General features: G+C 67.2%; 15 protein-coding genes and 1 pseudogene. 9 read left to right on the forward strand and 7 right to left on the reverse strand.

What is annotated here, in order from left to right:
- Positions 1 to 57: 57 nt before the first annotated feature.
- Both tnpC and SSPN_RS0114830 read right to left on the reverse strand, forming a co-directional pair.
- Positions 58 to 1,503, reverse strand: a complete 1,446-nt coding sequence (tnpC, locus tag SSPN_RS0114825; RefSeq protein WP_010310815.1) for an IS66 family transposase — start codon at positions 1,501 to 1,503, stop codon at positions 58 to 60.
- 69 nt (positions 1,504 to 1,572) lie between these two features.
- Positions 1,573 to 3,279 carry a DUF6119 family protein gene (locus tag SSPN_RS0114830; protein ID WP_010695845.1) on the reverse strand — a complete coding sequence of 569 codons (1,707 nt, stop codon included), beginning with the start codon at positions 3,277 to 3,279 and terminating at the stop codon, positions 1,573 to 1,575.
- Positions 3,280 to 3,652: 373 nt separating this feature from the next.
- Here SSPN_RS0114830 and SSPN_RS0114835 point away from each other — a divergent pair, with 373 nt between their 5' ends.
- The 5 genes from SSPN_RS0114835 to SSPN_RS0114855 all read left to right on the forward strand — a co-directional run bounded on the left by SSPN_RS0114835 (position 3,653) and on the right by SSPN_RS0114855 (position 8,811).
- Positions 3,653 to 3,874: a hypothetical protein gene (locus tag SSPN_RS0114835; RefSeq protein WP_010695846.1), complete on the forward strand. Its 222-nt coding sequence runs from the start codon at positions 3,653 to 3,655 to the stop codon at positions 3,872 to 3,874.
- 601 nt (positions 3,875 to 4,475) lie between these two features.
- The gene (locus tag SSPN_RS43865; RefSeq protein WP_010695847.1) at positions 4,476 to 5,945 is read left to right on the forward strand and encodes an MDR family MFS transporter; all 1,470 of its coding nucleotides are present in this window, start codon (positions 4,476 to 4,478) and stop codon (positions 5,943 to 5,945) included.
- A 55-nt stretch (positions 5,946 to 6,000) separates the two neighbouring features.
- Positions 6,001 to 6,627, forward strand: coding sequence for a 2'-5' RNA ligase family protein (locus SSPN_RS0114845; RefSeq protein WP_029535343.1), 627 nt, complete (start codon positions 6,001 to 6,003; stop codon positions 6,625 to 6,627).
- 128 nt (positions 6,628 to 6,755) lie between these two features.
- Positions 6,756 to 7,970, forward strand: a complete 1,215-nt coding sequence (locus SSPN_RS0114850; RefSeq protein ID WP_010695851.1) for a GNAT family N-acetyltransferase — start codon at positions 6,756 to 6,758, stop codon at positions 7,968 to 7,970.
- Positions 7,971 to 8,040: 70 nt separating this feature from the next.
- Entirely contained in the window at positions 8,041 to 8,811 is a 771-nt protein-coding gene (locus SSPN_RS0114855) for a hypothetical protein (RefSeq protein WP_010695852.1), read from the forward strand.
- Between the two features lie 100 nt (positions 8,812 to 8,911).
- On the opposite strand, the gene SSPN_RS0114860 is transcribed toward SSPN_RS0114855, so the two are convergent.
- Genes SSPN_RS0114860 through SSPN_RS0114870 form a run of 3 tightly spaced genes read right to left on the reverse strand, consistent with a single transcriptional unit; the run spans position 8,912 to position 10,545 of the window.
- Positions 8,912 to 9,721: an Fpg/Nei family DNA glycosylase gene (locus SSPN_RS0114860; protein ID WP_010695859.1), complete on the reverse strand. Its 810-nt coding sequence runs from the start codon at positions 9,719 to 9,721 to the stop codon at positions 8,912 to 8,914.
- 18 nt (positions 9,722 to 9,739) lie between these two features.
- Entirely contained in the window at positions 9,740 to 10,069 is a 330-nt protein-coding gene (locus tag SSPN_RS0114865) for a hypothetical protein (protein WP_010695861.1), read from the reverse strand.
- Positions 10,070 to 10,074: 5 nt separating this feature from the next.
- Complete coding sequence (locus SSPN_RS0114870; RefSeq protein WP_010695863.1) at positions 10,075 to 10,545, reverse strand: ribose-5-phosphate isomerase; 471 nt, start codon at positions 10,543 to 10,545, stop codon at positions 10,075 to 10,077.
- 57 nt (positions 10,546 to 10,602) lie between these two features.
- Here SSPN_RS0114870 and SSPN_RS0114875 point away from each other — a divergent pair, with 57 nt between their 5' ends.
- The 4 genes and pseudogenes from SSPN_RS0114875 to SSPN_RS63260 all read left to right on the forward strand — a co-directional run.
- On the forward strand, positions 10,603 to 11,292 hold the full coding sequence (locus SSPN_RS0114875) for a 2-phosphosulfolactate phosphatase (RefSeq protein WP_010695864.1): 690 nt from the start codon (positions 10,603 to 10,605) through the stop codon (positions 11,290 to 11,292).
- A gap of 233 nt (positions 11,293 to 11,525) precedes the next feature.
- Entirely contained in the window at positions 11,526 to 12,107 is a 582-nt protein-coding gene (locus SSPN_RS0114880) for a YbaB/EbfC family nucleoid-associated protein (protein ID WP_010695866.1), read from the forward strand.
- Between the two features lie 18 nt (positions 12,108 to 12,125).
- Complete coding sequence (locus tag SSPN_RS0114885) at positions 12,126 to 12,431, forward strand: ESX-1 secretion-associated protein (protein WP_029535344.1); 306 nt, start codon at positions 12,126 to 12,128, stop codon at positions 12,429 to 12,431.
- Positions 12,432 to 12,613: 182 nt separating this feature from the next.
- Positions 12,614 to 12,997 (forward strand): annotated as a pseudogene (locus SSPN_RS63260) (WXG100 family type VII secretion target); the annotation flags it as partial.
- 184 nt (positions 12,998 to 13,181) lie between these two features.
- Here SSPN_RS63260 and SSPN_RS48875 read toward each other — a convergent pair.
- Together SSPN_RS48875 and SSPN_RS56705 are read right to left on the reverse strand one after the other, a co-directional pair.
- Entirely contained in the window at positions 13,182 to 13,985 is an 804-nt protein-coding gene (locus tag SSPN_RS48875; protein WP_010695871.1) for a hypothetical protein, read from the reverse strand.
- Between the two features lie 21 nt (positions 13,986 to 14,006).
- On the reverse strand, positions 14,007 to 14,389 hold a 383-nt coding region (locus SSPN_RS56705), incomplete at its 5' end, for a hypothetical protein (RefSeq protein ID WP_202798823.1).

Raw genomic sequence — 14,389 nt, forward strand, 5'->3', positions numbered from 1 at the left:
TGCTGAAGTCCCCGGCTCTTGCGGGTCGGGTGTGGTGGTGATGAATCTGCCGGTGGTTTAGATCGGTGGGGGCAGCGCTGGTTGCCAGGGGTTGCCTGTGATGGCCTGGCGTAGTGCGGTCATGACGTTGACACCCTGTTTGCGGGCGGTGTCGATGTAGCTGCGGATGTTCAACCGATCTTGGGTGATGTCTTCGCTGGTCAAACGCCCGGAGATCTTTTGCTGTGTTTTCGTGGGCCGCAGGTTGCGTTCGCTGATGTTGTTGGTCGGCCAGACCCGGGTGTCGCCGCTGAAGCGGAGAACATCGCCTTGGCGGTCGCGGCAGAACTCCAGCAGTTCCCGCCCGGGGCGTTGCGCCGTCGACGAAGGCGGCCCGGGCACCCGCGGAACCCGGGAAATCCCGACCTTGACCGCGTTATCGAACTCGGTGATCAGCGGGCCGGACACCCGTGGGTCGATCTCGGCCAAGCGCTTCTCCCTGGCTTGGTGCCAGGCTTTGATCAGACCGCGTAAAGCGCGTTGGGCCTGTTTCGGCCAGTGCTCATCCGGGTAGGTTTCCGCCGCGTCGGCGAAGTCCCGCAGCAGGTGAGCAACACAGGCCTGATGCCCGGCTAGGTTCTCCCAGCGCGAGTGAAAGTAGTTGCTGTAGCGGTCATGCACCGCGATGCCGGCGAATCCGGGCAGGATCCCGGCATCGGCAAACGAGTCCAGATCCCGTCCACCCAAGTGATAAACCGTGGCGGTCTCGGTGGAAGCCGACAACACGTATCGCCTCCTCGACCCGGCGGGACCGACGCGCAGGGTGGTCTCGTCGAACCCGGCCACGTGCGCCATCGTGATCAGCGACCTGATCACGGCCACGACCTCGTTCACCGCGCGGGCGCATCGGGTCAGCATGCCGTGCACGAACCCACCCGACGGGCCCTTTCCGCCTGTGAGGTCGGCGATCAGCTGGACACAGCGCTGCACCGGAACGTGTTGGTAGACAAGCAGATACACCACCAGCGATCGCAGATTCGGCCCATAACTCAACGGCGAGTCCGGCACCTCATCGGGCAGGGAGCCGAGGTGTTCGGTGCCGCAGGCACACCGCACCCGGTGCACATCGTGCTGCCAAACTGTGAGACGCACTTCGGGCAGGTCGTGAACCTGGTGGGAACGTTCGACACCCAGATCCTCGGCGAAGGCTAAATCAGCACCGCAACCACAGTTCCCGCTCGGGCGATGCGGCACAGTCGTATCCGGCACCGCCCACGACATCGCACTGCCCGGCGCGCCTTTCTGCTTGCCTCGTTTACGGTCGGCCCGCTTCGCCGGTTTCGCCGCTGGCGTGGCCCGGCCGGGCAAATCATCGGCGGAGGGAGGCATCGAACTATTCGCGCTGTTGCGGCTGACCTGCCGTTCCAGCTGCTTGACCCGCTCGGTCAACTTGGCGTTGGACTCCAGGAGCCGTTCAACGAGCGCGATCAGCTCCTCACGCGAGAGCTCCTCCAACCCAGCCACGAGCCAAGATCATCACACTTCGCGCCCGAGATCAACTCAGGCACCTGAATGTTTACCTGGGCAGGTGCCTCACGCACCCGCTTCGAGAACGTCGTCGGACTCGGTCAGCCGGGCGACCTTGAGCGTGACCCCAAAATCCGACAGACGTTGAAAGCACCGCACGAGTGCGATCTTCGAAAAGGTAAAGATGGAGTCCGCGATTGCGCCGCCACCACTGAATGCGAGCACGACTGTGGCTGGCCTAAAGTCAACGGGAAGCTCGTGCGTCCCTTCGCTGATCTCCGCGGCTTTCCGAATAAAATTGTCCCGCGCGTCAACTTGTCGACTGAGCGCTTCAACGGACACTAATGCCTGATTGAACAAGTGGCTGGCGGACGTCGAATCGTCCAAGTGTTTCACATGGATCAATGTGCCGTCTGTATGTAGCAGATCGCAAGCCTCGAACCCGCCGGGATGAACCTCCGCAGGAATCAATTTGCGGTCCATGCAGAGCAGTTCCGTCTGCTCCCTGGCTACCCACTGGTTGTACTCTCGCTCATTTGCGCGGCCGAGGCAGTCCTCACCGTTCTTCTTCTTTTTCCATTGAAGCGGCCAGGCAGGCAGTACCAGTTCAGATTTATTGCCGAGCGCCCTAGCGACCTTGTCTTCCAGCATATCGATATATGCGCCGCCAACGTTGTACCAGCGTCCGCGCTGGAGCACATAGCGTTCACCATCCATGTCGCACTCGAAGGTGATCCATTTGTCGGCGGAGATCTTGCGCGACATGGGTGAGCCACCTGCCGCGAGGCCCTGAATGTCCATCCGGCGAAGGCGGGCGAACTTGTCCGCCTCTTCGCAGCGGGCAAGCGGTTCGAGTATGTCGTCAAGTTCGATATCGGGAATTTCAGTATTCTCTGAACCAAGACCCGTGATGCGAAATGTCTCGACCTCTCCCAGATCCTCGTTCCACCCAGCCGGCCAACATAGCGCGACCCGAGATGGCGCCTCGCCCGCTAACTCCTCAGCTAGCGCGTGTTCCAGCGGCTCGATTCTCGGATGGCCAGGGCGAAGTGGGCGAGTGTTCTCCAGGTACTCAAGGCCCTCAGCTGGCTCTTCATTGCGAATTACGTGGTCGATCATGGCGAGATCGTGCAATGCGTCGTCAGGTGTTCTGCCGATCGGAACGCTCAGGGCGTCCGCACCTCGAACAGTTATGAACGCCTCCACGTTTGCCCGACTGCTCGACAGGCCAGTCGCCGGAATCTTCCCGACAATGCGGCTGACGACTTCCCCGATATCCTCCATGCCAAATGAATTGATTGCTGTACCGCCGAAGATCGACAGCCGGGCGGTTCGCGGTAGAGAGTCGAGGGCGTGCGTCGTTAGGGCGCTAATCTGATTCGAGTCTGCTCGCCGTAGCGCAAAGCGCAATCCGAACCCATCGTCGATGCGCTCCGAGCTAACGACTAGATGACCCATTCCCCAAGAAAGGCCGTAGCAGAATCGTGAATCGTCGGCTAATCGAAGAATTAGTAGACCTGCGGACGTGTCGTTACTGCATGGTGGGCGGAACCGCGTCAGCGACTGCGCATGATCAAGCCAGTCAGGCTGCGCCTTCGGAATCTGCCCGTAGACGAGGAGGGCAGGGCGAGCTCCGACCTCGACTGTCTGCTGATGGAACTCGTTCCTGTCTAGGTAGTCCGTCTTAGCGCCTGCGGTGAGCTGCTCGTCGGGAGCGATCTGCAGGCGATACAGGGAGGTCTTGCTCGCGCGCGACGGGGGTCGGGCCATCATGCTCCTTCTTGTGATGTCGACTCCCTGTCGCCAGGCGCTAGCCGAGCGTTACCGGACAGTCCGGTCGAGTGGGGCAAAGCAAATGCTCACCCTCGCCGGGCGGGCAAGTCTCCGGAATGGCCGGGGTGTGGCATCCCGTCGACCTCCCTGAGGGCTACCACACGACGTCCCGAAGGCGGAATTGGACGAGTTCGGCCTGGCGGTTGCGTCGAGGGCCGCCCCCGGGCCGCCGCGCGGTCGGGGGGCGGCAGGTCGACGGGATGCCACACGAACACCGGGCGGGGACAGCAAACCGACCTGAGCAGTTCGCGATGGCGTACAGCCTCGCCGTTCTGGACCACCGTCGCGGGATCTGACGGGCACGCTGCCACTCGTGGACATACCGGACTTCGATGCCGCACTGGCTGCACTGCGCATCGACCCCGACGATCCGGCCGACGCTGACGACCGCGAGGCAGTGGAGTCGATATGGATCCGCCGCACGCTCGGCCCGCTGTTCGGCCCAGCTCCACCGATCAACCCCGCCGACCCGCCGGTTGCTCCGTCTGCTGCCCGCGCCCCCGGCGTAGGTCGCGTGCAATTAGCGTGCAACTAGCCGCGGTCAACTACGGTCACTCGGCGGCATCCCCGACCACCCGATCCGCAGGTCTGAGGGGTAATCGGCCAGTCTGAGGGAGTCTTCCAAACTGGCTACGCGGGTTCGATTCCCGTCGCCCGCTCCGAGTTGGGTGTTTTGCGTCGAGGGACGTTGCCCTTCGACCTTTATTCTTCGCCTTCGCGATGGGGGCCGAGCCCCACACCCCCAACCACCGCACACGCGATGCGGGGCCTTTTCGACCGCTTCTCGCCTTATCTCCCGTTCCCGGCAGCCGTGCCGTTTCGGCGTCTAGCGCGTCGTGGCGATTTCACGCGAAATCGCCACTTGCTCCTGCTTCCTTGGGACGAGCTGTGTTCGTGACCATCCGGCCTCGTCCTGCGGAGCGGTGTGCCGGGGTAGCGACCTTGCTCACAGTGTCCGCTGTGTCGTGCCTCTCTGGTACGGCCTGCTGTTGGGCGATTCGTGCCGCTTCGCGGCAGTTGGGTTCTTGGGGTGGGGTCTTGGGAATAAAAAGGCTTTGGGTTTTGTCGGGGGGTTGAGCGAGGCTTGTGGGGCGGCTCGGGCCTTCGCGGCTCTTTCGATCTTTTTTGGGGGTTCTGTGCGGCGGCTTGAGTACAAGTGGCTGGTTGGCATCACCTTTGTGCTGGCGCTGATCATGCAGATCCTCGACGTCACCATCCTGAACGTCGCCCTGGCCACCTTGGGGCGGGAGTTCCGGGTGGACGCCGCCGCACTCCAGTGGGTGCTCACCGGCTACATGATCAGCCTCGCCGTGTTCATCCCCTCGTCCGGCTGGATCGCCGATCGGTTCGGCAGCAAGCGGACCTTCCAAACCGCCGTCGTCATCTTCACCTTCGCGTCCGTGCTGTGCGGGGTTTCCACCGAGATGTGGCAGCTCGTCGGCGCCCGGGTGCTGCAGGGCGTTGGGGGCGGGATGCTCGTGCCCGTTGGCCAGGCGATGCTGTTCCGGGCCTTCCCGCCCGACGAGCGCGCCAAGGCCGGGGCTGTGCTCGCCATCCCAATCACCGTTGCGCCCATGCTCGGGCCGGTGCTCGGCGGGTTACTCGTCCAATACGCCAACTGGCGGTGGATCTTCTTCATCAACGTTCCCGTCGGGGCGTTGGCGCTGTTCTTCGCCGTGGTGTTCCTCCGGGAGGAGCCGCGGCGCGATCCGGGGCGCTTCGACTTCCCCGGTTTCGTGCTCGCCGGAGCCGGTTTGGCGACGCTGCTCTACGGGCTCGAACAGGGTGCGCAGCTCGGCTGGGGCCAGCCCCAGGTCTGGTCGAGCCTCGTGGCCGCGGTGCTGCTCATCGGCGGGTTGGCCTGGCGGGAGTTGACCGTCACGCATCCGATGCTCGACCTGCGGCTGCTGACCGACCGGTTGTTCTGCACCGGCAACGTGCTGCTGCTGTGCCAGACCGGGGCGATGTTCGGGGTGCTCTTCCTCATCCCGCTGTACCTGCAGAACCTGCGCGGGGTATCGCCCATGCACGCCGGCCTCGTGCTGATGCCGCAGGCCATCAGCATGTTGCTGACCACCCAGGTAATCAGCCGGATCTACGGCCGGGTCGGGCCGAAGCGGCTGATCCTGGCCGGGTTCGCGGTGCAGGTCGCGATCGGGCTCGGGCTGCAGCTGCAGGGCACCGACACCTCGTTGTGGCTCCTGGTCGCGTTGCTCGCGGTGCAGGGCGTGGCGATGGGGCTGCTGATGACTCCGGTGCAGACCGCGACGTTCGCCCGGATCTCCCGTGCCGACATGGGGCAGGCCAGCTCGATGTTCAACGTCAGCCGGCAGGTCGCCACCGCGCTGGGCACCGCGATCGTCGCAACCGTGCTGGTTATGCTCACCGAGCACGGCATGTCCACAGTGGATCCCACGGCGGCCGGTCAGGTCGCCGAGGCGCAGCTGGGCGCCTACCACGGCGCGTTCCTGGTCTCGGTGGTCTTCGCCGGGCTCGGCCTGCTGCTGGGACTGCGGGTGCGCGACTCCGACGCGGCGGCCAGCCTGGACACCCCGGCCACGAAGACACAGCCGAGTGAACGCGAGCCCTCGAAAACCGTGAGATAGCTCAAGCTCGCCCCACTCCCGGAGCGGCCCGGGCAGTATGTGAGGGGTGACCGACATGCCGCACGCCGACCAGGTCCGCAATCACGCCCGCTGGCGCTCGGGCTGGCGCGCCGGGCGCACTGGCTACGCGTGGCTGCTGCCGCTGGCCGACCAGCCCGGGCTGCGCAAGCTGGTGAACGACTACCAGTACGCGCTGCGCGACCTGCCCGGCTTCGACCTCGTCCCGCTGGAATGGATGCACATCCTGGTGCAGGAAATCGGTTTCACCGACGAGATCGACGAGTCGCGAATCGAACCGCTGGTGGCGGCCGCCCGTACCCGGCTGGCGTCCGCGCCGCCCCTGACGCTGGCGTTCCACCACGCAGTGGTGCTGCCGGAGTCGCTGTCGCTGCCCGCCGAACCCCAGTCGAGGGTGCTCGAACTCCGCGCCGCGGTGCGCGAAGTGACCGCCGAGGCACTCGGCGAAGCGACCGTCCCGGCGGAACCCGAAGACATCGACAAGCACGTGAGCCTCGCCCACTCCACCACCGACGGCCCGGCGATCTTCGCCGTCGCCACCCTCGGTGCCACGGTGGTCGAGCCGACCACGGCCAAGGTTTCCGCGCTGTCCCTGGTCAAGCTCAACCGGGACCACTCGTGCTCCGAGTGGGAGTCCGTCGCCGAGGTACCGCTCGGCGTCTGAGAGCACAGTTTCAATTGAAAGTGCGGTCACCCCCCGGGGGGTTCCGCAGTTTCAATTGAAACCTTTGACTCCCGAAGACCGACTGAAAATGAGTCGCACGCCGTTCTCGCGGGCGGTATGAAAGTCACATGGCGGACCTCACCACGAGAAGTCTTTCGGCCGACGACCACGAGTTGTTCTTCGACGTATTCACGGCTGCTTTCCTCGACGACAGCCGCGACTCCGCGGTCGAGCGCTACCGCGCGATCTTCGACCCGGCGCTGGCCCACGGGACCTTCGACGGCGACGAGGCGATCGGCGTCGCCGGGCGGTTCGAAACGGGCATCACGCTGCCGGGCTCGGTTCAGCACCCGGTCGCCGCCATCACGGCGGTCGGGGTCAAGCCCGGACACCGGCGGCGCGGCGCGCTGACCTCGCTGATGCGCGCCCAGCTCGACGACGTGCGCGGCAACAGCTCCGGGCTCGCGGCGCTGTACGCCTCGGAAGCGTCCATCTACGGCCGGTTCGGCTTCGGCGTGGCCAGCTACGAGAGCCACCTGACCCTGCCCCGCGGCGCGGCTTTCCTGTCCACTGTGGACGTCGATGGGCGGCGGGTCAGCGAGGTCGACCGGGAAACCGCGCTGGAATTCGTGCACCAGCGATACCCGGCGGTGGCCGCGACCCGGACCGGCTGGTTGTCCAGGGCCGACGGCTCCTGGGAAGTCCGGGTGATCGACGACCGCAGCGAGCGCGGCGACCTGGGCGAGACCCGGTTCGCGCTGCACCCCGACGGCTACATCATCTACCGGCCCAAGCCGAACTGGACGAACCAGGGCCCCGCCTACCACTTGCGGGTGCTGGAGCTCGTCGCGTCGACCCCGCAGGCCTACGCCGCGCTCTGGCGGTACCTGCTCGACTTCGACCTGGTCGGCGAGGTGCACTGGCGCAAGGCCGCGGTCGACGAACCAGTGGTGAGCATGCTCGCCAACTCGCGCCTCGCGGAGCGGCAGATCATCGACGCGCTGTGGGTCCGGCTTGTCGATCTCGACCGCGTGCTGGAAGCACGCCGGTACAGCGCCGCGGTGGACGTCGTGCTCGACGTCACCGACTCGTTCTGCCCGTGGAACGCGGGCCGGTGGCGGCTGACCACAGGTGCCGGCGGGGTCGCGAGCGTCGCCCGCACCGACGACCCGGGCCAGATCGCATTGGACGTCAGCGACCTGGCCGCGGCATACCTGGGCGGCAACACGTTGTCCGGACTGGCCCGGTCCGGGCGGGTAGCCGAGCTCGCGCCGGGTGCGCTGGTCGAAGCCTCTCGCGCGTTCGCCACCGACGACGCCCCGCACTGCCTGGAGGGTTTCTGATCGGCCAGCGCCCCTGCCCAGCGGCGTACTGTCGGAACTAACGGGTGTTCCGCTGGCTCAGGAGGCACGGGTGACCGCAATAGTCATCATCGTGATCGCCCTCGTGGTGATCGTCGCCGCGGTCTGGTGGTCCCGGCAGAAGGCCGTGGCGCACCAGCGGAACCAGCTCGAAGACGCCAAGGCGGAAGCGCGGCGCTGGGTCGAGCGATTGGGCGGCCAGGTGCTCAACCTGGTCGGCACCAACGAAGCAGCCAAGCAGGCGCTCGCCGATGCGGCTGAACGGCACGGCGCGGCGGTCTCCCAGCTCGATCAGGCGCGCACCGCCGCGCAGGCCCGCCTGACCGCGGAGTCCGCGCTGGAAGGCCTGTACTACGTGCGGGCCGCCCGGATCGCGATGGACATGGATCCGGGCCCCGAGCTCCCCGACCTCTCCGGCCAGCGCGGCGCGGGCAAGGTGACCGAGTACCGCGAGGTCGAGGTCGAAGGCCACCCGCAGGTGGCCTCGCCGAACCCGACCGAGCAGACTCCGCACTACTACCCGGGCGGCACGGTCGCCGGGCGGCCGGTGCCGCAGGGCTGGTACAGCGAGCCGTGGTGGAAGCCGGCGCTCGTCGCGGGCGCCTGGGGCGTGGGCTCGTTCGTGCTGATGAGCGCCCTGTTCGGCGGCATGGCCGGGATCCCGGCAGAGGCGGCCTACGCGGACGGCTTCCAGGACGGCCTGGGTGCCGACGGTGACCCGGGCATGGACGGCGCGGACGCGGGCGGCGACGGCGGATTTGACCAAGGCGGATTCGACCAAGGCGGATTCGACGGCTTCGACATCGGTGGGTTCGACCTCTGACGGTTCCGATGTCGCTGGCGACAACCCGCAGTTTCAATGGAAACTGGACCATCGATTTCCATTTGAAATCGCGCACCTCCTGGGGAGGTGGGGACGTTCGTCAGCCCGCTTGGCAGGTGGGGCACCAGTAGAGGTTCCGGGCGGCGAGAGCTGCCGTGGCCACCGGGGTTCCGCAGATCAGGCAGGGCATTCCCGCCCGCCGGTAGACGTATACCTCTCCGCCGTGCCGGTCTTGGCGCGGCGCTCGACCGGTGACCTCCGGCAGGTGCTCCGGCCGCACCGTGTCGATGCGACCCACGCGCACACCGTCGGCCATCAGCTCGACCAGGTCCGCCCAGATCGTCTCCCACTGCGTCCGGTCCAGCGACCGGCCCGGGGTGTAGGGCGGGATGGCGAGCCGGAACAGCACTTCGGCGCGGTAGACGTTGCCGACACCCGCCAGCACCTTCTGGTCCATCAGCAGCGCGGCGATGCTCGTGCGGGACCGCGAGATCCGCTGCCAGGCCTGCTCAGGGTCGGCGTCCCGGCGCAGCGGATCGGGGCCCAGCCGCCCGCGCAGCGCGGCGACCTCCTCGCCGGTCAGCAGCTCACACGCGGTGGGACCGCGCAGGTCCGTCCAATGTGTACGGCCGACGATGCGCATCCGCACCTGGCCGCGCGGTTCGGCCAGCGGGAGCTCGGCTTCCGTGAACGTGCCGTACAACCCCAGGTGCACGTGGACGACCCGATCCGGGCCGTAGCAGTGGAAGAGGTGCTTGCCGTGCGCTTCAGCCCGCTCGAACACCGAGCCGTTCAGCAGCGAAGCGCTGGTGGCGAACCTCCCCTGCGGGCTGCCCACCTGGACCTTCGTGCCGGCGAACAGCTCGCCGTGCAATCCGGCGAGCCGGTGCAAGGTGTGGCCTTCAGGCATGTCAACAGTCCGTCCGCGTCAAGCGAGGATCCACAGCACGACCGACTCCACGAGGTACGCCGCCACGCACCACAGCGCGATGAGCAGGCCGCGCCGAACCGGTCGGTCGCGATGCCGGAACACCGTCCCGGCCAGCAGCGAGGCGCACAGCGCGATGACACCGCCCACGATCAGCCACAGGCCAACCCCGAGCACGCAGTCGGGTTCGGTGCAGACCGCACCGGGGCCACCGGCGAGGACGGGCGCGAGCGCGCGCTGCCCGAAGAAAAGCACCAGCACGCCAGCCGCAGTGCCCGCTGCCGCCACCAGAGGTGTCAGCAGCGCCGCGGTCCGGCGTGCCGGTGCCATCTCGATCAGCTGCCTGGCAGGGCCGGGGGCTGGCCGGTCTTCTCGTAGTCGGTGAGCAGGTCGATCCGGCGCTGGTGCCGGCCACCCTCGAAGTCGGTGGTCAGGAACGCCTCGACGATCTGCTCGGCCACCTCGACGGTGTGCATCCGCGCACCGATGCCGGCCAGCAGCGCGTTGTTGTGCTGCCGGGCGAGCTTCGCGGTTTCAACGCTCCAGGCCAGCGCGGCGCGGGCGCCGGGGACCTTGTTCGCGGCGATCTGCTCGCCGTTGCCGGACCCGCCGAGGACCAGCCCGAGGCTGCCCTCGTCGGCGACAACGCGGCGGGCGGTCTCGACGCAGAACGGCGGGTAGTCGTCCTGGGCGTCGTATTCCGCCGGACCGACGTCGGTCACGTCGTGACCCTTGTCGGTCAGCCACTTGACAAGGTGGTTCTTCAGTTCGTAGCCGGCATGGTCGGAGCCGATGTAGACGCGCACGCGGGCAGTCTGCCAAACGGCCCACCACCCCCGCACACCCCGGTTACGCTACCCGCTGTGACCAGCGCGAACCTTGACGTGCACCTCGACTGGGCGCTGCCCGGCCTGCGAGCCCTGGCGGACTGCCCGGTGCTGGTGGTGGTCGACGTGCTGTCGTTCTCGACGGCCGTGGACGTCGCCACGGCCACCGGAGCCCGGGTGCTGCCGTTGCGCTGGCAGGACGCCTCGATACCCGCAGGTGTGGTGCTCGCGCAGCCCCGCTGCCTGGACGAGTGGTCCCTGAGCCCGTCGTCGCTGCGCACCCTCGCCCCGGACGTGTTGTTGGGATTGCCGTCACCGAATGGCGCGACGCTCTGCGCTGAGGCGTCAGCCACCGGTGCCACCGTGTTCGTGGGGTGTCTGCGCAACGCGGAGGCGGTGGCGCACGCAGCAGCGCAGGAAGGTGGGCCGATCGGCGTGATCGCCGCAGGCGAACGCCGGGACGACCAGCTGCGGCCCGCGATCGAGGATCAGCTCGGCGCGGGCGCGATCATTTCCGCCCTGCCCGGCCGCCGTTCTCCCGAGGCAGAGCTGGCCGCGGCCGCGTTCCGCGCCGTGTCCGGCGAGATCGGCTCCCTGCTCGCCGACTGCGAATCGGGTCGGGAGCTCGCGGAGCTGGGGTTCGCGCACGATGTCGCGCTGGCCGCCGAGGTGAACAGCAGCCAACAGGCACCCGTACTGCGGGACGAGGTCCTGGGGGCCTGGTGAGGCCACTGGAAGTCGGGGCTTGCGGGCGGTACGGCGAACGGCAACGCGTCGGGCACCGATGATCGACACCCGCTAACAGGATCAGCCCGAATCACCTGAACCCAGCAATTCAGATTAGTCCATTCGCCGCAACGAAATGAGCCGTTAAGCCGTTTTGTGCAACCGAGGGGCACCGATTCCAATCGCGGCACGTCATTCTTTCCCGAACAGGGGTTTCGCCCGGGGGAGGACATGTGTCCGAGGATTTCGGCAGGGATATCGGCGCGGCCGAGCGGATGGTTCAGCAATGGCAGGAACGTGCTGCCGAGAAGGCCGAGAAGTTCGGTCGGATGCAGCAGGAGATCGAGCAGATCTCCGTCACTGAAACGTCCCGCGACGGCTCGATCCAGGTGACCATCGGATCGAACGGCATCCTGCAGAACATCAAGCTCTCCGAGCACGCCAACAACCGCCCGATGGCGAAGCTGGGCACCGAGATCATGCGCGCCGTCCAGGCGGCACAAGCGAAGATTCCCGAACTGATGCAGCAGGCGGTGGCCGGCACCGTAGGGCTGGAGGACTCCGCCGCGCAGCACGTGCTCGGCGAGGCCCGCAAGAACTTCCCCGAACCCCCGGCAGCTGAGGAAGAGGCGCAGCAACGCGGGTCCGGCGTGCCGGAGATTCAGTTCGGCGTCGAGGACAGCTACGAGCAACCGCGGCAGCAGCAGCCCCCGCAGCGGCGGGCCGCGCCACCGCCACAGCCACCACCGCGGCCCGTTCGCCGCCGCCCGGACGACTTCGACGACGACTTCAGCGACCGTTCTTTCCTGCGCTGATCACCGAGGGAGCAAACGATGGCAGACGAGATGAAACTCGTCACCGAGAACTTGCGCGCCCACTCATCCAGAGTGGACGGAGTGGTGGATCAGCTGAACACCGCATTGGACGCGTCGCAGCAGGTGACGATGGACAACGAGGCGTACGGCATCCTTTGCCAGCCGTTCGCCATGATGCTGCAGCCCGTTGAGCGCAACGGCGTCGAGTCGCTGCAGAAGGCGATCTCGGCGATGGAGGAAATCGCCGAGAACATCCGCGGCGCGGCCGAGGACTACCAGGCCGTGGACGACGACAACAGCGCGCTGATCAACAAGGTGCAGTGATGGCCGAAAACAACCTGGTCGTCACCGAAGACACCCTGCAGAAGGACCCGAACGAGACTCCCGACGGCATCAAGGGCATCGGGATCCTGGAGTCCGCCCACGACATCAAGAGCCTGGAAGACGGCTCCAGCTGGGTGGAAGCCGGCTTGGCCTACGGCGGCATGGCGATGGAAGTCGTCAGCATGGCCGTGGACCCGATCGGTACCCTGCTCTCCTACGGCCTGTCGTGGCTGATCGAGCACGTCGAGCCGCTGAAGGAGGCGCTGGACTGGTTCGCCGGCGACCCGGACGGCGTCAAGGCTTACGGGCAGACGTGGGGGAAAGTGTCCGAGGCGGTCAAAGCGGCCGTCGAGGAGTACAACAACGCGGTCAAGGCCGATACGGCGGAGTGGACCGGCGCGGCGGGCGACGCGTATCGCAAGCATGCCGCGGAGAAGGCCGAGGCTCTTGCGGGCGCCGGCGAGCTGGCGGGCACCCTGAGCTCCGTCGTGACGATCATGGGCGAGGTCGTCTCGTTCGTGCGCGAGTTCGTGCGCGATCTGGTGGCCGAGTGCATCGCGGCGATCATCACGTATGCACTGGAAGCGGTGTGCACCCTCGGGCTGGGCACCCCGGTCATCGTCGCGCAGGTGACCGCCAAGATCGCCAAGGTCACCTCGAAGATCGGCGACGTCGTCAAGAAGCTGATCAAGACGATCAGCAACGTGGCGCCGAAGATCAGCAAGATGGTCGAGGTCCTCGGCAAGGTCATCAAGAAGCTCGGCAGCGCACCGGACAAGATCGCCGAAGGCGTGTGGAAGAAGGTCGACGACGTATTCGGCACGAACGTCGTGGGCAAGCACAACGCCAAGGTCGGCGGCCCGGGCGGCGGAACCGACGGCAACGGTCCGGGGACAACGGCGGCAACGACGCTGGCAACGACGCTGGTAGCGGGTCGGGTTCGGGCTCCGGAAACAACTCCGGCAACGGGTCGGATTCCGGCAATAGCAACGGCAGCGGCTCCAACTCGGATTCCGGCAACGGCAACAACTCCCGCAGCGGATCTGATTCCAGCAACGGCAGCGGCAACGACTCCGGTTCCGGCTCGGACGGCCGATCGGGCTCACCCGGCAGAGGCACGGATTCCGGTTCGGGTACGACGAACTCCGGCAACGGGTCGTCGAGCTCCGGCGCCGACAGCGGATCCTCGAGGTCCACTTCGGACGGTGGAGGCGCGGACGCCTCCCCGAGCAGCTCCGGAAACGGCTCCGGCTCCCCGAACAGCAGCGCGATGCCCGACAACGGCACCCGAACCGGTTCGCCTTCGGACACGCCGAACACGCCGAGTTCCCAGAACTCCACGAACTCCCCGAGTTCGCCCGACGCCAACCGTCCCACGACGTTCTCCGGCGACCTGTACAGCAGCCCGAACGCCAGCGGGTCACCGAGCGGTGGCAGCCCGGACGCCCCGAACAGTTCGCCCAGCAGTCCGGAGGCGAGCACACCGAGCAGTCCAAGCAGCCCCGGCAACGGCAGTTCGCCAAGCAGCCCGGACACCCCCAGCAGTCCCGGCAACGCGCCGAACAGCGGCGGCGGTCACAGCCCGGACGCCGGCAGTTCGCCGAGCAGCCCCAGCTCGCACGGCCCTGGCGGTTCGCCCGGCGGAAGCCCGACCGGTGGTGGCACCCCAGGCGGTGGCCCGCCGCTCGGCGGCGGCCCATCGGCACCGAGCAGCGGGCATTCGCCTTCCACGTCGCACCCGGATACCCCATCAAGCACCAGAGCATCCAATGTGGACGCTCCGGCCGCGCCATCGCCTGCCGCCCCGTCTCCCAGCGCACCGCGTGCGGACCAGCCGGGCAGCGCTCCGGCCGGTGGCCCGATGGCTGGGCCGATGGGCGGCCCGGGCGGGCACAGCCCGGGCGGCGCGAGCCCGAGCAGCGGCGGAAGCCGTCCCGGCAGCGGCCCTGGCGGCGGCT

This window comes from Saccharopolyspora spinosa NRRL 18395, assembly GCF_000194155.1.
Lineage (GTDB): Bacteria > Actinomycetota > Actinomycetes > Mycobacteriales > Pseudonocardiaceae > Saccharopolyspora > Saccharopolyspora spinosa.